General features: G+C 69.9%; 25 protein-coding genes. 24 read left to right on the top strand and 1 reads right to left on the bottom strand.

Features of this window, described 5'->3' with window-relative positions:
• Positions 1-5: 5 nt before the first annotated feature.
• The 20 genes from Dfulv_RS17230 (at position 6) to Dfulv_RS17135 (ending at position 19,749) form a co-directional block, all read left to right on the top strand.
• A complete protein-coding gene (locus Dfulv_RS17230; RefSeq protein WP_259864256.1) occupies positions 6-2,399 on the top strand; it encodes a hypothetical protein in 2,394 nt (797 codons plus the stop codon).
• Between the two features lie 36 nt (positions 2,400-2,435).
• Positions 2,436-5,021, top strand: a complete 2,586-nt coding sequence (locus Dfulv_RS17225; RefSeq protein WP_259864254.1) for an ADP-ribosyltransferase — start codon at positions 2,436-2,438, stop codon at positions 5,019-5,021.
• Complete coding sequence (locus Dfulv_RS17220; protein ID WP_259864253.1) at positions 5,018-5,167, top strand: hypothetical protein; 150 nt, start codon at positions 5,018-5,020, stop codon at positions 5,165-5,167. Before Dfulv_RS17225 ends, Dfulv_RS17220 begins: the two co-directional genes overlap by 4 nt.
• A 120-nt stretch (positions 5,168-5,287) precedes the next feature.
• Complete coding sequence (locus tag Dfulv_RS17215; protein ID WP_259864252.1) at positions 5,288-6,820, top strand: hypothetical protein; 1,533 nt, start codon at positions 5,288-5,290, stop codon at positions 6,818-6,820.
• A 13-nt stretch (positions 6,821-6,833) separates the two neighbouring features.
• Positions 6,834-7,190 carry a capsid cement protein gene (locus Dfulv_RS17210; protein WP_259864251.1) on the top strand — a complete coding sequence of 119 codons (357 nt, stop codon included), beginning with the start codon at positions 6,834-6,836 and terminating at the stop codon, positions 7,188-7,190.
• 14 nt (positions 7,191-7,204) lie between these two features.
• Positions 7,205-8,353, top strand: coding sequence for a Mu-like prophage major head subunit gpT family protein (locus Dfulv_RS17205; protein ID WP_259864246.1), 1,149 nt, complete (start codon positions 7,205-7,207; stop codon positions 8,351-8,353).
• Between the two features lie 6 nt (positions 8,354-8,359).
• The gene (locus Dfulv_RS17200; protein WP_259864244.1) at positions 8,360-8,626 is read left to right on the top strand and encodes a hypothetical protein; all 267 of its coding nucleotides are present in this window, start codon (positions 8,360-8,362) and stop codon (positions 8,624-8,626) included.
• Position 8,627: 1 nt separating this feature from the next.
• Complete coding sequence (locus Dfulv_RS17195) at positions 8,628-8,834, top strand: hypothetical protein (protein WP_259864241.1); 207 nt, start codon at positions 8,628-8,630, stop codon at positions 8,832-8,834.
• 12 nt (positions 8,835-8,846) lie between these two features.
• Entirely contained in the window at positions 8,847-8,996 is a 150-nt protein-coding gene (locus Dfulv_RS17190; RefSeq protein WP_259864239.1) for a hypothetical protein, read from the top strand.
• Between the two features lie 47 nt (positions 8,997-9,043).
• Positions 9,044-9,613, top strand: a complete 570-nt coding sequence (locus tag Dfulv_RS17185; RefSeq protein WP_259864238.1) for a hypothetical protein — start codon at positions 9,044-9,046, stop codon at positions 9,611-9,613.
• Positions 9,614-9,668: 55 nt separating this feature from the next.
• Positions 9,669-11,258, top strand: coding sequence for a hypothetical protein (locus Dfulv_RS17180; RefSeq protein WP_259864236.1), 1,590 nt, complete (start codon positions 9,669-9,671; stop codon positions 11,256-11,258).
• A complete protein-coding gene (locus Dfulv_RS17175) occupies positions 11,255-12,019 on the top strand; it encodes a hypothetical protein (protein ID WP_259864235.1) in 765 nt (254 codons plus the stop codon). Before Dfulv_RS17180 ends, Dfulv_RS17175 begins: the two co-directional genes overlap by 4 nt.
• A gap of 20 nt (positions 12,020-12,039) precedes the next feature.
• Positions 12,040-12,381, top strand: coding sequence for a hypothetical protein (locus Dfulv_RS17170; RefSeq protein ID WP_259864234.1), 342 nt, complete (start codon positions 12,040-12,042; stop codon positions 12,379-12,381).
• 202 nt (positions 12,382-12,583) lie between these two features.
• A complete protein-coding gene (locus Dfulv_RS17165; protein WP_259864233.1) occupies positions 12,584-12,958 on the top strand; it encodes a hypothetical protein in 375 nt (124 codons plus the stop codon).
• 16 nt (positions 12,959-12,974) lie between these two features.
• Positions 12,975-13,436, top strand: coding sequence for a hypothetical protein (locus Dfulv_RS17160; RefSeq protein WP_259864230.1), 462 nt, complete (start codon positions 12,975-12,977; stop codon positions 13,434-13,436).
• Between the two features lie 23 nt (positions 13,437-13,459).
• On the top strand, positions 13,460-13,876 hold the full coding sequence (locus tag Dfulv_RS17155) for a hypothetical protein (protein ID WP_259864227.1): 417 nt from the start codon (positions 13,460-13,462) through the stop codon (positions 13,874-13,876).
• A gap of 74 nt (positions 13,877-13,950) precedes the next feature.
• The gene (locus Dfulv_RS17150) at positions 13,951-14,529 is read left to right on the top strand and encodes a phage tail tube protein (protein ID WP_259864223.1); all 579 of its coding nucleotides are present in this window, start codon (positions 13,951-13,953) and stop codon (positions 14,527-14,529) included.
• Between the two features lie 8 nt (positions 14,530-14,537).
• Positions 14,538-14,900, top strand: coding sequence for a hypothetical protein (locus tag Dfulv_RS17145; RefSeq protein WP_259864222.1), 363 nt, complete (start codon positions 14,538-14,540; stop codon positions 14,898-14,900).
• Entirely contained in the window at positions 14,792-15,349 is a 558-nt protein-coding gene (locus Dfulv_RS17140; protein WP_259864221.1) for a hypothetical protein, read from the top strand. The genes Dfulv_RS17145 and Dfulv_RS17140 overlap by 109 nt, the downstream gene beginning before the upstream one ends.
• A 20-nt stretch (positions 15,350-15,369) precedes the next feature.
• On the top strand, positions 15,370-19,749 hold the full coding sequence (locus Dfulv_RS17135) for a coiled-coil domain-containing protein (RefSeq protein ID WP_259864220.1): 4,380 nt from the start codon (positions 15,370-15,372) through the stop codon (positions 19,747-19,749).
• 4 nt (positions 19,750-19,753) lie between these two features.
• On the opposite strand, the gene Dfulv_RS17130 is transcribed toward Dfulv_RS17135, so the two are convergent.
• Positions 19,754-20,218, bottom strand: a complete 465-nt coding sequence (locus Dfulv_RS17130; RefSeq protein ID WP_259864219.1) for a hypothetical protein — start codon at positions 20,216-20,218, stop codon at positions 19,754-19,756.
• Between the two features lie 249 nt (positions 20,219-20,467).
• Between Dfulv_RS17130 and Dfulv_RS17125 the strand changes: the two genes are divergently transcribed.
• The 4 genes from Dfulv_RS17125 to Dfulv_RS17110 are packed head-to-tail and all read left to right on the top strand — an operon-like array spanning position 20,468 to position 24,321.
• Positions 20,468-21,574: a DUF5047 domain-containing protein gene (locus Dfulv_RS17125; protein ID WP_259864218.1), complete on the top strand. Its 1,107-nt coding sequence runs from the start codon at positions 20,468-20,470 to the stop codon at positions 21,572-21,574.
• Positions 21,575-21,621: 47 nt separating this feature from the next.
• A complete protein-coding gene (locus Dfulv_RS17120; RefSeq protein ID WP_259864214.1) occupies positions 21,622-22,395 on the top strand; it encodes a hypothetical protein in 774 nt (257 codons plus the stop codon).
• A complete protein-coding gene (locus tag Dfulv_RS17115) occupies positions 22,396-23,625 on the top strand; it encodes a carbohydrate binding domain-containing protein (protein ID WP_259864213.1) in 1,230 nt (409 codons plus the stop codon).
• Positions 23,626-23,637: 12 nt separating this feature from the next.
• Positions 23,638-24,321: a hypothetical protein gene (locus Dfulv_RS17110; RefSeq protein ID WP_259864212.1), complete on the top strand. Its 684-nt coding sequence runs from the start codon at positions 23,638-23,640 to the stop codon at positions 24,319-24,321.
• Positions 24,322-24,333: the final 12 nt, after the last annotated feature.

Below are 24,333 nucleotides of genomic sequence, written 5' to 3'. Positions count from 1 at the left end.
CGACGTTGGGCCGCTCCCGTAACCGGCGCCGGACCGTCACCACCCAGTTCGCCGAAGTCGACGCCCGCGCCCAGTTGGTCATGGCCGCCCGGAACTACGAGCTTGCGGAGAGGCGCCTGCAGGACAGCACACCGCTGCGGGAGTCGACGTCGGAGCTGGAGCAGAGGCTGTACGACCCGGGCTGGCAGCGGTTCGCGGTACTAACCGAGCAGGAATTTACTGACGATGGCCGTCGGCAGATGCGGGCGGTCTGTCGACTGGCATCGATCTCTAACCCTCTACTGAAACGAGGGCTCAGTCTCCGCTCTGCCTACGTCCACGGGCAGGGTGTGCAGATCACCGCCCGGGCGAACGGCGCCGGGGACGGCGAGCAGGACGTCCAGGCCGTCGTCTCCGCCTTCATCGACGACGAGGGCAACCAGCGGGCCTGGTTCAGCGCCGCATCCCGGGACCGTCACGAACGGGCGCTCGGCACCGACGGGGAGCTGTACGCGGCCCTGTTCACGAGGCCGCTGACCGGCGAGGTGCAGATCCGGGTCGTGCTCGCCGACGAAATCACCGAGATCATCTGCAACCCTGAGGATCGCACCGAGCCGTGGCTGTACCGGCGCGTCTGGGTCGAAACCACCTACCGGGACGGCCAGTCGGTCCCTGAGCAGGTTCAGCGGGAGCGGCTCCACCCCGCGGTCGGCTACCGGCCTGCCACCCGGGCGAAGCGGCTCGGCACGGTCGACATCGCCTGGGATGCGCCGATCCTCCACATCGACGTCAACCGGCCAGAACACTGGCAGCACGGCATCCCCGACGTGTACGCGGCGATCAACTGGGCCCGCGCCTACAAAACCTATTTGGAGCAGTGGGCGACGCTCATGTCGGCACTGTCCCGGTACGCGTGGCGGACCACCGCCGCCGGGTCGAAGCAGGCACGGCAGGTCCGGGCCGCGGTCACCGCCGCCAACCCGCGCACCGCCGACACGACAGACCCGTCGCAGGTCGGCCAGATGGTCGTCACGAGCCCCGACGCGACACTCGAGGCGATCCCGAAGTCGGGTGCGACGATCGACTCCGAGTCCGGGCGGCCGCTCGCGATGATGGTCGCCGCCGCCCTCGATCTGCCGGTGACGATGCTGCTCGGCGATCCTGGCCAGACCGGCGCCCGGGCGGTCGCTGAAACGCTGGACCAGCCGACCGAGTTGGCGATGCAGCAGCGCCGCGAGGTGTGGCGGTCCGCTGACCTGCGCATCCTCCGGTATGTGATCGCGGAGGCGGTCCGTGCGCCGCGCGGCGCACTCAAGGGCAAGATCCGCCGGGATCAGTTCCGGGACCGCGAAACGGTCGAGCTGGCCGGCGACACCGACCAGACGATCGACATCGACTACCCGGACCTCGACGACGTCAACCAGAAGGACGTTGTCGCGGCGGTCACGCAGGCCGCCGGCTCGGGTGTACTGCCGCCTGAGGTGATCCTGCGGCTGCTGCTGACGGCGCTCGGCGTCCGCGACATCGACACGATCGTCGCCGACATGACCGGCGACGACGGCGAGTTCCTGTGGCCGTCCCAGCCCGGGCAGCAGCAGCAGCCCGGCACTGATGGGGCGACCGGCACAGACCCGCCGCAGCCTGCCGCCCCGGATGGCGGCGACGGTGACGACTCGGCCGGTGCCGCACTGCAAGAGGCCGAGCGCAGCACCGGCGAGGACAACAACCAGGACGACGACGCGTGGCAGCAGGCTGTCGCCGCGTTCCTGGCCGCATGGCCGGCGCTCGCCGCGCCGCTGGTCGCCGAGCTCGCTGCCGGCGCCGAGCGAGCCGCCCGTTCCGGCAACCTGGCCGCGCTCGGGAGCCTGGCCGCCTCGAAGGCGTCGATCCAGGCGCTCGTCGACGCGCTACTGCAGGCGATGGCGCCGCTCGCCGGGCAGGCCGCCGCGGCAACAGTCGCAGACGCCGCCGAGCAGGGCGCTGACGTCGACTCGACGCCGGAACCCGACGAGGACCGGCTACGGCAGGTCGCCGCCGCGGTGGTCGCGCTGATCGCCGCCGGGTATGCCTCGGCCGCCGGTCAGGCCGCGCTCGCCGCGCCGGCGTCCGGTGTGGCTGCCGCTGTACAGATGGCCCTGGCCGCGCTCGCCGGGGGTGGCCTCGTCGCCGCGCAGGTGCGGGCAGCAATGTCGGCCGCCGAGCACGAGGGCCGACGGGCCGTGTTCGCCGCCCACCCGCCGGTTGAACTGCGGGCGAGCGAGCACCAGGACCGGGCCGCATGCGATACATGCAAGGCCGTCGACGGCAAGCGGTACGCGACGCTCGCCGAGGCGATGCAGGACTACCCGGGCGTGGGCGGATATCGGTCATGCCAGGGAAGATCACGCTGCCGCGGCCACCTCGTCGGCGTCTGGGCCTGAGCGGCAAGGGGGCCTGACGTGGCGCACACCGGCGCAATGATCGCCCTCATCCCTGCCGAGCAGGACGCCGCGCGGCTCGCTGTCGACGGCGGACTGCCGGCCGAAGAACTACACCTGACGCTCGCGTACCTCGGCAAAGCCGACACGATCGACGCCGACACCCGGCATGCGCTGGTCGACGCGGTCACGAAGGCCGTTGACGGGCTGCCCGCCATCGAGGGCCAGGCGTTCGCCCCGGCCGTGTTCAACCCCGGCAGCGACGAACCGTGCCGGGTGCTGGTCGTCGGCGGTGACCTGCTCGACGCCGTCCACCACTTCCTCGTCGAGACCATCGCACTGCCGCCCGCCGACCGGCACGCGCCTTGGCTTCCGCACATCACGATCGCGCCCGACGGCGCCTTCGACCAGCTCGAAGATCTCGCAGACCGGATCGGCCCAGTCCGGTTCGACCGGCTGCGGATCGCGTTCGCCGGCGAAAACGTCGACATCCCGCTCGCCGGCAACAACGAGCAGGACAGTGAACAGGACGACGGGCCGGACGGCGACTGGTCGCTGGTCGAGGCCGACGGCGACAACCAGTTGAAGCGTTGGTGGGTGTTCGGCAAGGGCCTGAAGAAGTGGGCGTTCTCGAAGCATCCGTGGACGGCACTGTTCCGCCACCTGCGGAAACACCTTGATCCAGAGCGGGCGAAGCGGGTCACCTCCGCCTGGTACAAGCTCCACTTCGGGCACATGCCGAACCAGCGCCACGCCGAAGCCAGCACTGCGCCGACGGCAACCCTCGTCGAGGTCACGATCGTCGAATCCGGCGGGTTCGAGCCCGTCCACCCCGACGACGTGGTCGACGCGGAGCCGCTCGGCGACGACGAACTGATCCTCCTCGCCGCCCTCGGCGAACTCGACGCCGAACTTGTCGAGGTGTTCGACCCGAGCCAGGCCCGCTACCCGAAGGGGCATCCGCTCGGCGGGAAGTTCCGGCCGATGGTCGACCGGGTCAAGGACTCGATTACCGCCCACCGGCGCGGGGAGCACGGCGACAAGCACCCGCTGGACGGCTACAGCCGCGAGCAGCTCCGCAAGGTCGCCAAGGCCCGCGGCATCGAACTGAAGCGAGGCGAAGACCGCGACGCGATCGCCAAGAAGCTCCTCGCCGACTTCGGCGACAAGAACACCAAAAGCGCCAAGAACACCAAGACCACGTCGAATCCGGAGCAGCCGGCCAAACCGAAGCCCGCACCGAAGGCGAAGGCAGAGCCGACCCCGGCAGAACGGATCGCCGCAGGCGACTTCTCGCAGCTGAAGCAGGTCGGCGAGCAGGGCGGCTCCAACCCGGGCGGCGTGTTCGAGGCGCCCGACGGGTCCCGCTGGTACGTGAAAGCCCAGAAGTCGCCCGAGCATGCCGCGAACGAAGCGCTGTCGTCGGCGCTGTACCGGGCCACTGGAGTCGACGCGCCCGAGGTCGTGCGCGGATCCGGAACACCCGGCCTACCCGGTGACAACCACACCGCGTCGAGACTCGTCGACGGCGCCACCAGCGACCTCGGCATCAGGCTCGACGACGACGCCTACCTCGCCCAAATCCGGGCCGGGTTCGCCACCGACGCATGGCTGGGCAACTGGGACGTCGCCGGCGCCGCCATGGACAACGTGGTCACCGGTGCCGACGGGAAACCGTGGCGGATCGACCTCGGTGGGTCGCTGCTGTACCGGGCCCAGGGCGAACCGAAAGGTGCCGCGTTCGGCGACAGCGTCAGCGAGTGGATGACACTGCGGGACAAGACGTCCGCACCGCAGGCGTCGAAGCTGTTCACCGGAATGCCCCGGGCCGACATGGTCGCCTCGGTCGAGCAACTCAGCAACGTGTCGCCGGAGGAGATTCGCCGCCTCGCCGGCGAACACGGCCTGCCGCACGTCGCAGACGTGTTGATCCGGCGGCGGCAGCAACTACTCGACCGGCTGCCGCGACTACGGCAGGAGGCGGACCGGCAGCGTGCGTTCGACGCCTCGGCTGCGAACGCACTGGAGGGGTCGGCGGCGCTGGAGGTGGTTCCGGTTCGGCTGCCGGTCGGCGCCGGGATGCTGGACCCGGCGCCGGCGGGCTGGTCCAGCACGCAGGTGTACCAGTCGGCTGTGGCGCTCGACGACTATCGGGGCGCCTACTACGGGCCGATCAACAGTTATCTGCGCGGCACCGAGCCCGAGGCGGACGAACTCGTCCGCCAGGTGGCCGGTATCGACGCCGCGCTGCGGGAGTCGCGCCTGCCGCAGGACATGATCGCCTATCGGGGTGTGAACCATCCGTCGACCGTTTTCGGCACCGCCTGGAACAGTGTCGATGTCGTCGGACTCGAATGGGACGATCTGGCGTTCGCGTCAACGTCCGCGGACAGGCGGGTCGCGGAGAAGTTCGCTCACAACGGCGTTGTGATGCGGATTCTGCTGCCGAAGGGGACGGGCGCGGTGCGCCTGTCGGACTTCGCACCCGACGGCACGGTGCCCGCTGGTATCCCGCAAGAGGCGGAAGTGCTTGCTTCGCGCGGTCAGCGCCGACGGGTTGTTGCCGACCATGGAGTTGACAAGCATGGCAGGCGTATCCTTGACGTGGAGGTGATTGACGTATGAGTGACCAGACCGCAGGCCCGGTGCCGCTGAACGACCGGTGGGCTACTGACGAGCAGCCGGTGAAGGTTTTGAAGGCGCCTGAGCAGCCCGCGTATCCGCCAGTCAGCATCGAAGAGCCTCCGGCTTCCCGCCGCACCACCGGCTGACGTTTTACCCCACCGCAAACTGAACATCTGATCTTCGAAAGGCCGGGTCACACGACCCGGCCTTTCTGTATGCCCTGATCCCGGCAGTCGCCGCCGTCCTGACGCGCCGGGAGGTCGCGCATGCCCAAATATCGACGCACGTTCGCCGTGCCTGGCCGGTCGCTCCGGACGCCGTTGCGCGAGTCGGCGCTGGCCACCGATTTGGCCCCGCTGCGGGAGACGGCTGGTGGCGCCCCGGTGGCCACCATCGCCAGCGACGGTCGCATGTTCCTGCAGCTCATCTCCGAGGGCTGGGGCAGCAGTGGCTACTACAGCGCCGCCGTCCTGGAGCAGGCCGCCCGCGACCGCCGGTTTGCCAGTGGCCTGCATTTGTACATGAATCACCCGAGCGCCGCCGAGGAACACGACCGGCCCGAGCGGGACGTCCGCGATCTGGCGGCCGTGCTCACCGAGGACGCCCGCTACGACCACGACCGGCGGGCGCTGGTGGCGCTCGCGAAGGCGCTTCCCACCTACCGGGATCTGCTCGGCGACAAGGACTTCGTCAAGGCGGTTGGCCTGTCGATCCGCGCAGGCGGGCTCGCCGAGTACGGCACCGCGGAGGGCCGTGACGGGCTCATCGTGCAGGAGATCCGCGACGCCGCATCCGTCGACTTCGTCACCCGCGCCGGCCGCGGCGGGAAGGTGCTGGCGCTGCTCGAGTCGGCCCGCACGCGGCTGCAGGAGACATCGGCCGAGCAGACCCGGACTGCACTCGAACGGGCCGTCCGCGCCGCCCACCACGCCGGTGACGGCTGGTGGACGTACGTCCGGGACTACGACCCGGACCGCGGCGTCGTCTGGTTCGAAGCCGGCGGCCCCGACGCCGGCGGCACCTGGGAGCAGGCCTACGCGATCAACGGCGGAGACGTAGTGCTGCTCGGGCCGCGCCGCCCGGTGGTCGCCGAAACCGTGTACCGGCCGGTCGTGACCGACTACGTCGAGTCCGCTGAGCCGGTCCCCACCACCACAGATGTGACGGACGGCGCCCCGCCGACCGGCTCACCCAACACACCCGAGGAGGAGCCCGACATGTCGGGAACCAACACCGGCGCACAGCCGGGGCAGGCGGGGACGGCGCCGGTCGTCGACACCGCCGCGATCCAGATCGAGGCCCGCGAGGCCGCGACCGCTCGCGACAAGGCCGTCGGCGAGCGTGACGCCGCACTGCAGGAGGCGTCGACCGCCCGTACCGAGCGCGACACGGCCCGCGCCGAACTGGCCCGCTACAAGGCGGTCGAGGCCGCCCGACCGAAGGTCGAGACGCAACTCGCCGAGTCCGGCCTGCCGCAGGCCGCGCAGGCCCGGATCGTCGCCGGGCTCATGCAGCGGGTGCCGCTCAACGAGGCCGGCCAGCTCGACGAGACGGCGCTGAAGACGCTCGCAGAGGCCGAGGCGACCGCGGAGAAGACGTACCTGGCGCAGCTCGCCGAGGCGTCCGGTGTTGGCCGTGTCGCCGGGTTCGGCCAGACCGTGCAGCCGACCAGCCAGCCCGCCGCCGCCGGCTGGTCCACGCCGGCGCCGCAGGCCGACCAGGCACTCGTCGAGGCCTACAAGGCCCGCGGGTTGAACGCCGAGGCCGCGACCGCCGCCGCTCGCGGGCGAGCGGTCTGAGGAGGAGACAGCCATGGCCAAGAACATCACCCGTGAACTCGGCGACCAGCTCGCCGTCCCCGTCTCCCACCCGACCAACCCGAAGTCCGGCGACCCGGTCCGCTGGGGCGGCAAGGGCGGGGTCGCGCTCGCGGACAAGGACCCCAAGACCGGCAAGACCACGGTGAAGTTCAACGGCGCCGCCACGATTCCCGTCAAGGGCATCAATGGCTCCGGCAACAGTGCGGTCGCCGACGGCGACGACCTGTTCTACACCGACGGCGACACGCCGCCTGTGTCCAAGAAGGCCACCGGAACCAAGATCGGCAACGCCATGGGCGCGGTCGGCTCGGGGGCGACGGCCACCATCGAAGTCCGCCTGGCCGGCTGAGGAGACCACCAACCATGACCACGAACACCCTGTTCTCCCAGGCTGTTGCCCGGATGGACGCCGAGGCGGCTTCGTTCGGCACGCTGTTCGGCGACCAGCAGGCCGTCGCCCGGAACCGGCCGCGGCTGGACCCGCGGCTGCTCGTTGAGGCGGAGCGGTTCCTCGACGAGATCAAGTCGGGTCGGCGCCCGCTGCACCACTTCCAGGAGGCGATGTCGACCTCCGACTTCCCGCTGTACTTCGCCGACTCCCTGGACCGGCAGATGTACGGCGCCTACACGGCGACCGAGGCGACGTGGCGGAACTACGCCCGGGCGGGGACCGTCAACGACTTCCGCGAGGTCAAGCGGTTCGCGACGACCGGCATCCGCGGTCGGCTGGCGAAGGTCGAGGAGCTCGCCGAGCACAAGCGGCGCGCCCAGAACATGGGCGAGTACAAGTACTCCGTCGACAAGTACGAGGCCGGGTTCGGTCTCTCCTTCGAGATGATGATCAACGACGATCTGGACGCGTTCATGCGGCTCCCGCAGGATCTCGCCCAGTCGGCGATCGACTCGGAGGAGCTGTTCGTGACGGAGATGTTCGCCGACGCGAACGGCCCCCACGCCTCGTTCTACTCCGGCCCGAACGACAACGTGCTCACCGGCAACCCGGCCCTGACCCGGCCCGCGCTGCAGGATGCGATCACGAAGCTGACGGAGCGCGTCGACGACAACGGCATGCCGATCCAGATCAAAGCCGTCGAACTCACCGTCGGCCCGGGCCTGGCGCTGGCGGCGAAGGAGATCATCAACGCGACCGAGTACCGGGCGGTCGGCCCCAACGGGGACGTGACGATCATCCGGGGCAACGGTGTGGACGCGAATCTGCATCTGAACATCAACTACTTCATCCCGACGGTCGCTTCGACGGCGAACTCGCGCACAAGCTGGTGGCTGTTCGCGAACCCCGGCGAGTCCCGCCCGGCGCTGGAGTTCGGCCGGCTCCGTGGCTTCGAGGCCCCGGCCCTGTACGAGAAGCTGCCGGACATGCGCCGCATCGGCGGCGGCGAGGTCCCGTGGAGCTTCAACCACAGTGCCGCCGAGAAGAAGGTCGTCCACGTGTTCGGCGGAACTCGCGTCGACGCTCGGATGACCGTGGCCAGCAATGGCAGCGGGAGCTGACCTTCGATGCCTGAACTGCCGCGCCCGGTGAGCACCGACCAGCACTTTTACGCGCACATCGCCGACCTGCTCGCCGAGCAGAACGACCTGCTGCGCCAGGTGCTCGCCGGCCGGCAGGACGGCCAGCCCGAACCGGTCCCCGAAGAGCAGGCCGGGCCGCAGGTGGTCGAGCTCCGCGAACCCAACCCGCCCGCGACCGCGGCGCCGGCCGCCGACGAACCCAAGCCGAAGACGACCCGACGGCGCGCCACCGCCGCCAAGAAGGGAACCTGACATGCCTCCAGTTCGACGCGCCGCCTACTACGGCGACAAGGGCGCCGCAGCCGTCGCAGATGCTGCCGCGATCACGTCAGTTGCGGCGGCCGGCGCCAGCCCGACGAAGGCCGAATACGACGCGCTGCGCAACGACGTGATCGCGCTGCGGACGACCATCAACGCCCTGCTCGCCTCGCAGCGGGCCGCGGGCGCGCTCAAGCCGTAGCCGGCGGCCGCCATGCCTCAGGCTCTACTGGCCCTGCTCGGCGTGCTGCTACTGGCCCTCGCCGCGTGCGGGGTGACCGCCCGGCATGTCTCGCTGGCCCTACTCGGCGCCGCCGCGCTCGCCCTGGCGTTCTTCTGGCCGGTCCTCGCGGCCGCCTTCTAACTCCGTACCAACCCGGCGTGCGACGCCACACCATCCAGGAGCAGCACATGCAGATCGAGCGCAGCCGGATCGCCGACGAGGTCACATTCGGCATGGGCCGCTTCCGGGAGCCGGAGAACCAAGTCCGGCTGTCCGGTCTCGTCGTAGCAGAACTCATCGGCCCCGACGGGGAGATCAAGGCCCGCTGCGAGACCCGGAACCTCATCACCCAGACCGGCGATCAATACTACGCGGAACGGGCTGCGGGCATCGCGTCCCCGCCCGGCCAGGTCACCGGCATGAAACTCGGCAGCGGGTCGACCGCGGTCGCGAAGACGGGCGCCGGGGCCGCGCTGGCGACCTACCTCACCAACTCGCACCAGGCGATCGACGCAGGGTTCCCGACCAGCGCGTTGAATGGCGCGGCGCGGCGAATCACGTGGAAGGTCAGCTATGCCGCGGGCAAGGCCACGACCGCCAGCCCGATTACCGAGGCCGTGATCGTGAACGACGCCCTGGCCGATGCCACGTCTGTCGCGGCGAACACGATCGCCCGGGTGCTGCTGGTCGGCATCGGGTCCAAGGGGGCGTCGGACACTTTGGCTTTGACGTGGACACATGATCTGGCCGGAAGTTGAGCTGAACCTACGTCAGCGCAGCCCCATCCGCGCCTGAGTAGGTAAGGGGGCGGCGGTGGCCCCGACGATCCGCGAGGTTCTCTTCGGCAACGCCGAGAACGCTGACGTCACCGTCACCACCGGTGCCGGCACCCTGGCCGGGGACATGTTGGTCGCGGTCCACGGCATCGACTTCTATGCGGCCTCGTCCATGGTCGCCCCGACGCCCGGCGCCTGGGACCTCCGCGCCACCGGCGACCGCGGCAACAACACCCCGCACGTCAAGGTTTGGACCCGCCCGGCCGCCACGAGCGGTGCCCAGTCGGTCACGTTCAAACAGGTGTCCGACGCCGTGAACCACGGCGTCGTGGTCGTCGTCGCCGGTGAAGGTCTCACCGTTGCTGGCGCCGACGGTGGCTCCGGCACATCCGCCAGCCAGGACGCCCCGTCGGTCAACTACTCCGCGGACGCGCTGCTGATCTGTGCATGGCTGTCGTCGGTCCTCGGCGACTACACACCCCCGGTCGGCATGACCAAGATCGCCGAGAGTGACTTCTCCCCGTGGGCAACCATGGGCGTCGCCGCGCAAGACGTGACCGGGGCGGGATCGACTGGCACACGGACGGCGACGTTCTCGACATCCCGGGCGTACGCGTCGATCTCGATCGCGATCACCGCGACCGGGTCAGGGTCGGACCTGGCCGCCAACGCCGCCGACACAGCAGGCCTCGCCGACACCGCCGCCGCGGCGGTCGTCGCAAACCGCGCCAGCACAGACAGTGCGGCACTCGCAGACGCCGCAGCGGCCGTCACAGATGCCAGCCGCATCACTGGCGACACTGTGGGGCTCGCCGACACCGCGGCGGCCGTCGCCGGGCTCGCGCGAGCCGTCGTCGAGCAGCTCACCGCCATCGACGCCCCCGCCGTGGTTCTCGACGCCACCCGCACGACCGTGGACACCACGGCACTCGCAGACACGGCTGGTGTGGCGCTCGAGGCCGCCCGGACCGCCGCCGACGCCCTGAGTGCCGCCGATGCCGTCACAGCAGCACTCGACGTTGCCCGCTTCCCCGCCGACACAGCCAGCTTGGCTGACGCGGTCGCGATCGAGTCCAGTTCGGCCGGTTCGGCGGACGCCTCCGACAGCCTGGGCCTGACTGACGCCGTCGCCCCTGCCGTCAACCTGGCCAGGTCGCCTGGCGACAGCCTGGGCCTGACCGACGTTGTTGTCGCCGAGACCAGCGGGGCCGGGTCCGTCACCATCTCCGACCCGCTAGGGGCTGCCGACCAGGCCGCCACGGCGGTCGCCGCGATACGCGGCGCCGCCGACTCCATCGGGCTCGCAGACACGGCCACGGCCACCACAGTCGCCGTCCGTGTCCCCGGTGACACGCTGGGCATGACCGACACAGTCTCCGCCGAGACGACCGCCGGCGGGGAGGTCGGCGCCGGGGACGGGGTCGGGCTCACCGACCTTGTGCTCGTCGAGATAGCGATTGATCGGCTGCTCGCCGACCCCTTGGGCTTGACCGATGCGGCCTCCGCCAGTGCTGGCGACAACGCCACGCCCGCCCGGTACGTGCGAATGCGGGCCTCACGGCCGTACGTCCGGCCGGCCGTGGCCCGCCCCCACATCCGAACCGGCACCGGACGGGAGTCGCCGTGATTCCAGACCTGACCGTCGGGGACTCCGAACGTCCGTGGATCGACGTCCACCCGTACGAGATCGGCTCGACCCAGGCGACCCTGGCGCTGCACTCCCCCGACGACCCGGACGAGACCGGAACCGACGTGCCGCTCGACAGCGGTGTTGAGGCCGAGGTCGACGGGCTCATGGTGCTGCGGTTCGCGGCCACCAGCCTGGTGCGGTACGCAGCGCCCCGGTGGTGGGTGAAGTCGTGGAAGATCATCGGGGTCGGCGCGAGCGAGCCGTTCGAGCGGTTCTTCGTCGCCCGGTCACCGCTGGCCGGCGGGCCGGAGTGGACACCGACCCGCGCCCGCGTCGCGTCCTATGTTCCGTCCCGGCCGCTCGTCCCCGCCCCCGACGGGTCGAACGTCGACTTGATGACATTCGATGCCACCACGCGACCGACCGGCGCCCAGGTGGATCTTCACATTGCTGACGCGGTGCGATGGGTCACCGACGCCACCGGCGAACTTGACGCGGTGCTGCACGAGTCAGCGACCGCGGTCGCCGCGATCCGCGCCGCGGCATTCGTCGAGCTCGGGTACGGCGAACGCGACAAGGGCATGCGGGACACCGCCAATCAGACGTCGGACCGGCTGTTCAAGCAGGCCGACCAGATGCTTGCCGCGCTCGCCGCCCGCAACGAGGCGCTGACCGGTGTCGACCCGGCCGTGTTCGAGGTCATGCCCGTATACAGCTTTCCCTCGCCGAGCCCGTACGGGGATCGGGACCTTCCCTAGCCAGATCAAGGAGTCCTCCCATGACCGACTACGTCGGCGTGTTCCCCACGAACGCCGCCGCTGCCCAGTTGTGCACGCCGGTCGCGGTAGCGTCCGGCGACCGAATCGACGGCGCCGACATCCTCAACGGTGCGGTGTTCATCGTCTCGGCCGGTGGCACCCCGACAAACGTCACGTTCGTCGACCCAGGCAAGACCCCGGCCGGGACGGTTGCCGGGGCGGTCACGCCGGTCACAGTCGCGGCGAACACGTCCCGCTGTTGGGGCTACCGGCAGCTGGTGGGCTACATCGACCCGGCCACGAACAAGGTCACGGCGAACTACTCGTCGACCGCAACGATCGGCGCGATGGTCGTCGGCTGACGCGACCATGGCCGCAGACCGGATACACATCGTCGACTGCGCGGCGGGAACACCACGCCCCGACTGGTGCGACCGCTGCCAAACCAGTGCTGCGCTGCTGGTCGAACTGCACGTGCTCACCGCCGAGGGCGTCAGCACTCTGGGCACGGTCCGGGGCTGCAGCAGATGCGACCCGCACCTGTTCAACCGGAAGGGATGAGCGGTGGCCGACGTCGAGTTCCGGGAGAACCGCGCTGGTGTCGCCGAGATGATGCGCTCCCCGGCGATGCTCGCCGCTATGGAGCACCTCGGAAACATCGTGCAGATCGACGCCGAACAGATCGCCGCGGTCGACACCGGCGCGTACGCGTTCGGCACGAACCACGACCCCGGCGTCACGGGTGGCGGCTTCAAGGTCGACGCCCAGGTCCGCGGCGGCGTCGCGAGCGTCATCGTCTCCAACGACGTCCGGTCTGCGCCGTCCACAAACTGGCCCCAGGGCTACCCGTACGGGATCGCACAGGAGTTCGGGAACGAGCACGTCGAGGCACGACACACGCTCGGGCGCGCACTCGACGCCCTATCCACACACATCTGAGCACGGAGGAGCCGCGATGCTCGTCACGATCGTTGTCGTCCCGAACGCTGACAACACCGACATGGACCGGGACCGCATGGGCAGGGTCGAGGATCTACCCGACGAGGTCGCGGTGCAGATGCTCCAGGCCGGCACCGCGCGGGAACCGTCCGACGACGAGCTCGACACCTACGACCGCGACCAGGAGGACGGGGCCAGCCCGGGCTCCGACTCAGACTCCGGCTCGGACACCAGCGTGACCGGCGACCAGGCCTCGGCTCAGCCAGTCGACCAAGTGGACACGCGACCCCCCACCACCCGGTCGCGGCGACGCTCAGCGGCCAAGCAGACGCAGCCGGAGCCGCTGGCGGTCAACCCGGCCGCCCTGCCTGCCGGCACCCCGGACACCGCCGGCAGCGCTGAAGCGGCTCCCGCGCCCGCCGACACGGCAGCCACGAAGCCAGACGACCAGTCCGGCGCCGCGGACACCACCACCTGACACCGATCCGCTGAGGGGACGTCGTGGCCGGCTACGTCACCGCATATGCGCTCCTCAAAGCGTTCCTCGCCGAGCTCGGCGAAACCGACCAGGTTGCCGCGTTCAAGAACGTGCACCGTCGGCCACCCGGCAACCTGGCGCACAACGTGCCGCTGCTCGTCGTCGTTCGGTTCGGTGGCACCGACGACAAGCTCACCATCGACCGGCCACGCATCCAGATCGACGTGTTCGCCTCCACCGAGGACACCGCCGAACGGCTCGGCGAGGACGTCCGCGCCGCGCTCCGGACGAAACTCCCCCGGTACATGCACGGCGGGGCAGTCGTCGGACGGGTCGAAACCCTGTCCGCGCCGCAACTCCTGCCGTGGTCCGCGTCGGCTGTGTTCCGGACCAGCGCCCGATACCAGCTGACCGTGCACCAATACGCCGGCATCGGCTGACACCAGCACCCAATTCGCACCCCGGACCGTTCCACGCGGCCGGGGTCTTTTCGTGCACCTGAAAGGACCGCGCCGTGAGCGACAACAGGAACCTGCTCGCCGGCATCAGCGCCACCGGCGCGGATGGCACCGGCCTCGTCTGGATGGCCCCCACCGGGTCGACGGCCCCGACCGACGCGACGACCGCGCTGGCCGTCGCCTGGCAGAACATGGGCGGCATCACCGAGGCCGGGATCTCGGTCAAGCAGAGCCTCTCTACGACGAAGAAGAAGTTCTACGGGTCGACGTCGATCCAGCGGACGCTCGTCACCGAGCAGGAGATGACGATCGACGTCGTGTTCGGCGAGACGAACGCCCGCGTCATGGAGGTGTTCTGGCGCAAGGCCCTCAACTCGATCACCCCGACTGCGGTCACCGGCGCGTTCGGCACCACCGGCGGCAACTACACCCGGCAGCTGTACGCGCTCGTCGCGGACATGGTCGACGCCACCAACCGGATGCGGCTGTACTTCCCGCAGGTCGAGGTCACCGCACAGACCGACCTGAAGATCGCCAACAGTGAGTCTCTCGACTGGGGCGTGACCCTCACCGCCTACCCGGACACGTCCGGGAACACCGTCTACCCGCTGTTCGCCCTGCCCAACCTCGGCTAGGAGAGCCTGTGACAACCCCCGAAACCGCGCCCGCCACCGCGGACGCTGACACGTCGGACCGCGGCGACGTCGACGCCCTGCGCGCCGAGGTCGCCGCGGAGCCGGACGCCGCCGACGAGATCGAGATCGTGCCGTTTGCCGACACCGCGGTCCGGGTCAAGCATTTCCTGGACTGGCCGGCGTCGGCGGACGATGACCTGTCGTTCGGCCGGGTCACCGCCTGGGCGAGCAAGATCCTCGCCGGGGACGACTTCGCCAAGGTGTGGGTGAAGGTCGACCCGACGAACCGTCAGGTGATCGCGTTCTTCGCCGATCTGGAGAAGGTGACCGGCATCCCTTTCGCGTCGCGGCGCGCCTTGCCGACCAGATAATCCGCTACACCCGGCAGATCGAAGGCGACCTTTTTCTCAAGGGCATCGACCTGCGGGATTTGCTACGCAAAGGCGGCGGCACGTCCCGGCTCACCCTGCGGCGCCTCGACGTGCTCCTCGACTCGCTACCCGGCGAGTCGCTCTACAAGACCGCCATCCGCAACGCACTCAGCGACGACGACCTGGTCGAGATGGCAGCCACCCCGCCAACGTCTCACGGCACCTGGTCGCACACCGACCTGCTGCTGGCGGAAGCGATCGACCGGCTCGGCGTCGTCGCCTGGGCGTTGCACGCCTACGAGAAACCACCCGAGCCATACCACCGGCCCGGGATCATTCGCGGACGCCGCCGTGCCAGATCCAACCCGGCCGTGAAAGCGATGATCGAGGCGATCGCCCGCGAACACGCCGAACTGCACAGCTACACCATCGACAACCCCAACGGATAGCCGCAGGAAGGGGGTAGTCGATGGCCGCCGAGGACGAAGGGATCAACGCAGGGACCGTATACGTCAAGGTCATCCCCGACTCCCACGGCTTCTGGGCAAGGTTCGTCGCCGACAACCAGGCCGGCGCGACAGCGGCCGGCGCCGAACTCGGCGACCGGATCGGCCGGGCGATCGCTGACCGAATCGCCCGCAGCGTCCGCGACGGCCTCGCAGACGGCGGGCGGGGCCTGCGAACCCAGGGAGGCCGGCAGGGCAACGAGTTCGGCGGCACGTTCGCCGACACGGCCCGCCGCCGGATCGAGGCAGCACTGCGGTCCCTGCCCAGACCGCAGATCGGTGTCGCCACCAACGAAGCCGAACAGCAGATCCGGGACCTGCACAACGACCTGGCCCGACTGTCGACCCGACGCGTCGGTGTCGACATCTCCTCGGCCGAGGCGCTCGCCGAAGTCCGCCGGCTGCAGACCGCACTGGACCGGGTGGCGGCGTCGTCGCCGGACGCGCAGGTGCGGGTCGACACCGCGAACGCGGCGATCGAACTGATGCGTCTGCAGCGGGAACTGGACCGGCTTGACGGCCGCCGGGCAAACGCCCGGGTTGACGTCGACTCGAACGCCGACGCCGCGGCGAATGGCATGCAGGGGCTGATCGCCGCTGCGCTCGCCCTGGGTCCGGCGATCGTGCCGGCCGCGGCGGCCGGCACCGCGGCGATCGTCACGCTCGGGTCGGCCGCACTGTCCGCGGCGCCCGCCGTCGGTGTGCTCGCCTTGGCGTTCCGCGGGATCGGCGACGCGGTCAAGGCCCTCAGCGATGCCGAGCAGGCCGAAGCGAAGACCGGGAACACCGTCGCCCAGCAGCAGAAGTCGCTGGCGTCGACCGCTGACCAGGTTCGGTCCGCGGAGGCGTCGCTGGCGAACACCCGGGCGAACGCTGAAGACGCGCGCCGCCGGTCGTTGCAGCAGATCGCCGACGCGGAACGGGCGTTTGGCCGCGCGCAGGATGAAGCCCGCCGGGCCCAGGAGAAGCTCAACGACGCCCGCGAGGAGGAGCGCCGGGCCCAGGAAGACACAGCGAACCGGCTGCGGCACAACGCCGTCGACCAGCGGAAGGCCGCCGCGGAGGTGCAGCGGCTGGAGTCGGAGTTCGCCCGGTTCGGCGGCGAGCAGACCCAGCTTGCGCTCGAAGAGGCCCGCATCCGGCAGGACGAACTTGCAGCCGGCGGCCGGCGGCTCGCCGACGAGAAGGCCCGCAACGACCGGACGGGGGTCGAGGGGTCGCGGCGGGTCCGGGACGCCCTCGACGCGGTCGCCCAGTCGCAGGAGCGGATCGCGCAAGCCGAACGGGCCATCACGCATGCCCGGGAGCAGGCTGCGTCGACGGCACGGCAGCAGGCGTTCGCGATCGCCCAAGCACAGCAGGCGGTCGCAAACGCGCAACGGTCCGCCGCGGCGGCGACCGTCGCTTCGGCGGCTACAGCCGGTTCCGCTCTGGACAAGCTCGACGACACCCTGAATCAGCTGCCGGTGTCTGGGCAGCGGTTCGCGCGGTTCCTGTTCGGACTGAAGCCACAGCTCGATGAGCTGCAAGAGACCGCCATGAACGGCGTGCTGCCGGGGGCGCAGCAGTCGATCGAGATGGTTCTGCCGTACTTCGCCGACCTGAACAGGTGGGTCGGTGCGGTCGCGGGCGGCATCGGCAACTTGGAGGTCCGGGCGGCCCGAACCTTCACCGACCCGTTCTGGCGCCGGTTCATAGCGTTCATCGGCGACCAGGCTGTTCCAACACTGAACCTGATGTATGAGGCGGGCGTCAACGTCGCCGAGGGCGGCGCCCGTATCTTGTTGCAGTTTGCGCTGGTCGAGCGGCGAGTCGGCGAGGGCATCCTCAGCCTGACCGGGCGGTTCGTCAACTGGTCGCGTGGCCTGGACCAGAACCGAGGCTTCCAGAATTTTGTCCAGTTCGTCCAGCTTGAAGGCCCCCGGGTCATGCGGCTGCTCGGCGAACTGGCGACGACTGGGCTGCGGATCACCCAGGCCTACGCCCCCGTCGGTTCTGTCGTCGTCACCGAACTGCGCATTCTCGCCCAGGTCATCAACGCGATCCCGGTCCCGGTCCTGACCGCGCTGGCCGCCGCGCTCACCGCGTACAAGACGGCCGCGCTGCTCACGGCCGGCGCGCAAGCCGTGCTCGGCTCCCGGATGGTTCAGGGCGTCGCTTCGATGGTCACCTTCCGGACGGTGACTGACGAAGCGGGCCGGGCAACGACGGGCATGCAGCGGGCACTGGGCGCCGCGTCGGGGTTCATGGGCGGGCCGTTCGTGGCTGCGCTCACCGTCGTGGGCCTGGCGATCGGCTATTTCGTTGCGGAAAGCCAGAAGGCAAAAGCGCAGATCAACGACATCCGTCAGGGTGCGAGCCAGTACGCCGAGATCCTCAAAAACGGGCTGACGCCGGCGGCAACCGAGCAGGCGTCGGCGCTGCTGCGCCAGAATGCCGCGCTGCGGGGCCTGGTCGACGCGTCCCGGGACGCGGGGGTCGCGACGGAGACGCTGGTGCGCGGTCTCAACGGTGACCGCCAAGCCCGCGCGGAGGTCATCCGGGCGCTCGACGAGCAGATCCTGCGTGAGAAAGTCGCCGCCGGCGAGGCCCGGAAGGGTGCCGACGCGGAGAACGCGGCGTCTCGGAAACACCTGGACCGGGCCGACGCCCTGTCGAAGATGCGCGACGCATTCACGCAGTCGAACGACGCCAACGCCGAAGCGAACCGACTGACGGAAGAACTGCACGCGGAGCAGTCCGCGATGAACCAGATTTTCCGGGACGCGCCCGGGCCGGTGAGGTCGCTCGCCGACGCGTATCAGGTCCTCGCCGACCGCACGTCAACAGCGGCCGACAAGGCGACCGCGCTCAAGCAGGCCGAGGATGCATTGTTCGGCGCGGCCCGCGACGCCGACGAGGCGGCGGTTGCGCAGGCGCGGGCGGTCCAGGCGGCGAACAAGGTGCTCGACGATCGGGCGACGATCACCGGGAAAGGCGCGAAGCAGCTCGACATCAACACCGAGGCGGGTTTGCGGCTGCGGGAAAGTCTCCGCGAGCAGCTGAACGCGATCAACGCGACATACCGCGCGAACGTCGCGAACGGCATGTCGGTCGAGGAAGCGACCCGGAAACACCAAGCTGAAATCGACAAGCTTCGGGCGAAAACGGCACAGAAGGGCGTCGACCAGAAGGCCACCGAGAACCTGATCCGAATCTACGGGCAGGTGCCGACGTCAGCCACGACCGACGTGTCGATCCGTGGCATGCAGACCACGAAGGCCCAGCTCGACGAACTGCTGGCCTACCAGTTGGCGCTGCGTACGGGTATCACCCTCGGCGAGGCCCGCGACAAAATCGCACCGCAGGTCCGGGCGCCGAGCGGCCCCGGCCAGTCCCGGGCAGGATATCTGCACACCGGCGGCCCGGTCGTCGGACCCGGGACGGGCACCTCCGACGACGTGCCCGCCATGGAACGCACTACCGGCGCGCCGTTCTGGCTGTCCAATGGCGAGTTTGTGCAGCCGGCCGCGTCCGTCGACTACTACGGCCAAGGCTTCATGGAGGCCATCCGCCGCCGGGCACTACCCCGGACGACGGCCCCCGGCTACGCCGACGGCGGACTCGTCCAGCAACTGCTCACCGAGCACTACCCGTTCCCGACCACCGTCGAGAACACGCGCATCCCGAGCCGGGGCGACGTCGCCGCAGCGGTCGCCCGCGCCATGGCCAGCAGTTCCGGTGGCGGGTTCCCGCCGTGGCCGAGGTCACCCAGCGCGTCGCGTGGCGACTCGGGCGTGTGGCGGCAGGTCGTCGCACTGATCAAGGCCACCGGCCCGCTGAGCGGCAGCTTCGGCAACGCGTACCGGCCCGGCGACCCGCTGTGGCACGGAAGTGGGCGCGGAGTCGACTGGATGGGCTACAACCAGGACGCCCTCGCCACGTTCCTTGCCGCGCGCCGCCCGCTCGAGCTGATCCACCGCACGAAGACCCGCGACTACGCCTACACCCGCGGCGTCAACAAAGGCTCGTTCAACCCGGCGTTGATGGAGGCGCACCGCAACCACATCCACATCGCCATGGCGCTCGGCGGTCTCGTCAACTCGCTGCCGTTCGGCGTGTACGACTCCGGCGGCCGCCTCCCCCAGGGGCTCAGCCTGGCCTACAACGGCACCCACGGCGGCGAGCTCGTCCAGACCAACGCGCAGGAGCGGGCATCCCTCGCCGCGCACGCGCCGGAGTTCAACGTGGTCCTGTCCGCTGCCGACCCGCAGCTGAAGGCCCTCGTGTCGATGATCGACGTCCGGGTCGAACGCAAAACCGGGGAGATCGCCCGCCAGATCAGCGGCGGCGTCAGGGCCTGACGACCTACGTCCGCACCCAGTTTCCGCAGCCGCGGGTCACGAGCGTCTCATCACCTTGTTGCACCGTCACCCTCGCCGACCTGGCTCCGGTGATGAGGTTGTTCGCCAAGATTTTTCCGCCGCGGTTGCGTTCCCAGTAGCAGTCGCTCACACCGCCGGTCGTCTCGTACGTGCCGGGCTTGACATCCTCCGGGACCAGGTGCGCGCCGTCGGTGAACCCGGCCTGCGCCCGCCGCCATGTCGGCAGGAACTGGGGGCAGTCCTGCAGGTCCGCCTCCTCGACCGTGCCCTTGTTCTCGATCAGCATGTCAAGCAGCGCATCCCCTGACGCCTTCGACGCCTGGCACGCGTCGACCGCGAACGAGGTCTCACAGCCCTCGCGCGCATAGTCAAGGACACCACTCTTCGCCGGGTCACAGTTCCGCCAGGTCAGCGGCGACCGGCTCGGTGACGGCGTGTAGCTCGGCACGACAACACCCGGGCCGGGGCTATAGACACCCGGGGCGCTCGAGGTGCCATCAGCGGTTTTCGCCGAGTCGGGGCCACCACAGCCACCGGTCCCGCCAATCGCGAGGACAGCAACCATCAGAATCGTCGAAGGGCGGGCACGCATGTCGTTGTACGTTGCCCCAGACCGGCGTCAGCGAACAGTCCCCGGCCGGTTACAGTCAGTCGGCGTTCGGCGCCATCGACTGGGCCGTCCGGCCCCGGTGTAGCCGTGTGGACTGTCTCCAGCCGGTTCGCGGCCGCCCTCAGCCAATCCCACCAGGTGATCAGCCGCGTCGACGCCTGGCGCGGCGGTACCCTCCTCGGCACCATCGACACCTCCGAAGGCAGCGTCAACGTCACCGCCCGGAACCGGGTCCGGCGCACCGCCGAACTCGTCGTCCCCGCAAACCTGTACCCGACCGAACCCGCCGACCTGCTCTCCCCGTACGGCACATACCTGCAGGCGTGGCGTGGCATCGACTACGGCGACACCCAAGAACTCGTGCCGATCTTCTACGGCCGCGTCGACGCCATCGACGACAGCGACCAGTTCGACGCGCAGATCGAAGTACGGTGCTCAGACCGGATGGCCGACGTCAACGACGCCCGCTTCGAAACCCCCCGGGCCGCACCGACCGGCACCACCATCGTCTCCGCCATCACCACACTCCTGCTCGAGGCCTGCCCCGACGCCAGCGTCAACGTCGCCGCCGGAGTCGACCAGACATCCACCGTCCCGTCCGGGCTCATGTGGGACATCGACCGCGGTAAAGCCGTCGACGACCTCGCGACGTCGATCGGCGCCGAAGTGTTCGCCGTCCCGAACGGCAGCGGCTTCCACATCCGGCGGGTGCCGACCTTGTACGACGCGCCGCAGTGGACGGCGAACGAAGGCACGTACGGGACGCTCGTCACCGCCGGGCGCAGCGTGTCCCGTGACGGCGTCTACAACGTCGTCGTCACAATCGTGGAGAGGGCAAACGGCGACCTGCCGCTCCGGTTCGTCGCCGAGGACGCCAACCCCGCCTCCCCGACCTTCGTGGGCGGCCTGTTCGGCCGGGTGCCGCGATTCCTGCGCAACCCGCTCGTCACGAACGCCGCCCAAGCCGAAGCGGCCGGGTATGCGCTGCTCGCCAGGTCGGTCGGCGCGACCCGCACCCGCAACATCACGTGCGTCCCTAACCCGGCGGCGGAGGCCGGAGACGTCATCACCGCCGTCGTCGCCGGCGCCGCCGAGACCCACATCGCGGACACGTTCACGCTGCCGCTGCACCCCGACGGTGGCGCCATGACCGTCGGCACCCGCTCCACCAAACCAGACGCCGGTGACCTGTGAACCGCCGTACCTTCCTCACCCTCACCGGACTGATTGGAGGTGCCGCCGTGGCCGGGATCGCTGAAACCCTCGACTCGGCGCCGGAGCCCGCCCGGCTGCGCACGGGGCGCGTCACCAAGCTCCTCGGCGCATCACAGGTCGTTGTCGACATCGGCCGCAGCGAACTCGTCGACATGCCATGCCTCACCCAGTACGAGCCGATCCTCGGCGACATCGTCCAGATCATCCAGCAGGGCTCCGTGCAGGTTGTTCTCGGCCGCACGTCACCGATCGCCGGCGACAACGTTCTCACCAACCCCTCGTTCGAACTGGACTCGCCCGGGTCGCCGCCGTCGTACTGGACGCCGGTGATCTCCGGCGCGTCATCGAACGTGAAGGTCGACCTCGCGAGCGGCTGGGGGTCGATCACCGGCACGAAATGGCTGGAGATCAACCAGCAGGGCGCCGGCGAATCGGTGGTGTACGTCGTCTCCGAAGCGATCCCGGTCCTTCCGGGCGAGTTGTGGACCGCTGCGGGCTGGGTGGTGAACTCGCCGCTGACTCTCGACGGCGGGTTCTCCGAGATTTACCTGTCTTGGTACAAAGACCCCACCTCCATGTACCCGTCCACGGCGGTCGGCGACACGGTCATGCAGGGTGTCGTGTTCCCGCCCGGCGGTACCTGCTCCTGGTTCCTGCTGCGGCAGTTGATCGGTGAGGGTGCTGTCGTCCCCGACGGCGTCGCCTACATGCGGGTCGTGCTGGTCTCGTACCTGGCGGACGACCTGGGTGCGTCCGCCTACTGGGACGGCATCGTGTGCCGGAAGCTCCGCGGGGTCTAGGTGGCTACCGGACTCGCCGCCACGGCGCAGCAGCAGTACGCGCGGGTACAGCTGCAGTTGACCTTCACCACGGTCACGTCCGCGACCGTGTCACGGGTGCACGCCGACGGCACCGTGTGGCCGGTGCGTGCCGCGGCACCGGCGCTGGTGGCGTCGACGACGGGTGTCGGATGGGTCGGCTACGACCATGAGGCGCCCCTCGACCAGCCGGTCACATACCGGGCCACGTCGACACAGGACCCGGCTGTGGTGGCGTCGAACCCGGTGACGGTCGCATCCGACCCGGCCCGGGTCGGGTCGATGATCTGGCTCACCCACCCGCTCAAGCCGTCACTGTCCCGGCTGATCACCTGCACCGGCATCGGCGCCCGAACCCGGAAAGCGCGGGACAGCATCCTGCCGATCATCGGCCGCGCGGATCCGGTCGCGATGACCGGCGCACGGCTGTCCCCGGTCGCCGAGATGACGCTGCTGACGACCACCCTGGCCGAAACCGCCGGCCTGGCGGCGCTGCTCGCCGACGGCGCCACCCTGTGCGTGCGTTGCCCCGGCTCGTGGGGCCAGATGTGGTTCTACGCGGCTGTCGGCGACGCCGTCGACGAAGGCCCGGCGGGTGTCGGCCCGAACCAGGACCGCGAGTGGCGGCTTCCCTTCACGCAGGTCGCCGCCCCGGCCGGTGTCGGCAACGGCGCGATCGGCATCACCTACGCCGACGTCCTCGCCACCTACGGCACCTACGAAACGCTGCGCACCGCCCGGTCGACGCCACTCAACGCCAACCCCTTCTTCGAGACGGACGCGAGCAGTTGGACGCCGACCGGCGGCACGTTCGCCCGGTCGACCGCGCAGGCACACCAAGGGGCAGCGTCCGGGCTGCTCACACCCAACGGCGTCAGCGGCTCCGTGCTGGTGCTGTCGGAATCCGTTCCCGTCGTTGCCGGCGCCCAATACCGGGCATCGGCGTGGGTGCGGTCCGCCGCCACCCGTGGCGTCGACATCGCCGCCTCCTGGAATGACGCGAACGGCGCGTTCCTCTCGGCGAGCACGGCAGCGGTGACGGCTACCGCAGGCACGTGGACGCAGATCGAGGTGATCGCGCCCCCGCCCGCAGGGGCGAGCACGGCACAGCTGCGTGTCCGCATGACCGGCACCCCGCCGCCGAGTAACACCCTGCACATCGACGAGGCGTCATTCGTCGAACTGTTCACCTACAGCTCGATCATCACCTGACTGGGAGGGCGCGTGCCGAACACACTGCTACAAGCGATGCCGTACCCGGCCGCATCCGCAGCCGCCGACGTCCCCGCCGACCTGCAGGCTCTCGGTGTCGCTGTCGAGAAACGCCTCGTAATGGTGTTCGCGTCGTCGGCGGCGCGCACCTCGGCGTTCGCCGCCGCCGGGATCAGCGCCACCGAGGGCATGCTGTGCTGGCTGCAGGCCACCAAAGCGTTCGAACGCCACGACGGCACAGCCTGGCAGCGCCTCGACTGGAACACCAGCTGGGGTGTGATCGGCGGGCAAAGCTATCCCGGGTCCGGCAACCTCGCGATCGGCATCATCAGCGAGGGCTACACGAATATGTCGTCGGGTGCCGTCACCACTGTCGCCGGGCGGCGCTACCGCATCAACTGGAGTTGCGTCGTCCAGATCGGCGTAGCGGGGTCGTCGGCGGTGGTCACGGTTCGGGACGGCACCTCGACCGGTGCGCCGCCTATCGCAACCCCGGCCGCCTCCCCGATTCCTGCCGTCTCCGGCAGTTGGACAGCGCAGGGATTCGCGACATACGAGCCGGGCAGCACCGGAGCGCACACGTTCGGCCTGACCGGGCTGTGTTCGCCGTCCGGGGCGGTCAACTTCATTCGAGGCGCGCAGGCGTACGTCGAGGTCGTCGACATCGGCCCGTCCGGCAAGGTCCCCGCACAGTAGCCAGCCTCGAGA

Source organism: Dactylosporangium fulvum (genome assembly GCF_025137375.1).
In the GTDB taxonomy this organism is placed as follows: Bacteria; Actinomycetota; Actinomycetes; order Mycobacteriales; family Micromonosporaceae; genus Dactylosporangium; species Dactylosporangium fulvum.
This window is presented reverse-complemented; position numbering and strand designations above follow the sequence as displayed.